Consider the following 548-nt stretch of genomic DNA (forward strand, 5'->3'; position numbering starts at 1 on the left):
TGCCTGCGTCGTCCAGTACGTTCAGGTCCAGTGTGCCGGCATTACCGGCTTCCACATGTTCGGCCACCAGGCGCCACAGGCGCTTGATAAAGCGGAAGGCGCCTTCCACGCCAGCGTCGTTCCATTCCAGAGATTGCTCCGGCGGCGCGGCAAACATCATGAACAGGCGCACGGTGTCGGCGCCGTATTCTTCGATCATTTGCTGCGGGTCCACGGTGTTGCCCTTGGACTTGGACATCTTGGCGCCGTCTTTGAGCACCATGCCCTGACACAGCAGTTGCTTGAAGGGCTCGTCGCAATTCACCAGCCCGGTATCGCGTAGCAACTTGTGGAAGAAGCGCGAGTAGAGCAGGTGCAGGATGGCGTGCTCGATGCCGCCGATGTACTGGTCCACGGGCAGCCAGTAATTGGTGGCGGCCGGGTCCAGCATGGCGGTGTCGCTCTGCGGTGAGCAGTAGCGTGCGTAATACCAGCTGGACTCCATGAAGGTGTCGAAGGTGTCGGTTTCACGCAGGGCGGGCTGACCGTTGAAGGTGGTCTTGGCCCAC

The 548-nt window shown here is 61.1% G+C and carries 1 protein-coding gene; it reads right to left on the reverse strand.

What is annotated here, in order from left to right; translation table 11 throughout:
• The coding region (locus A3730_RS09505; protein WP_156501115.1) for a class I tRNA ligase family protein at positions 1-548 on the reverse strand (548 nt) is incomplete at both ends.

The organism is Alcanivorax sp. HI0044 (genome assembly GCF_001634945.1).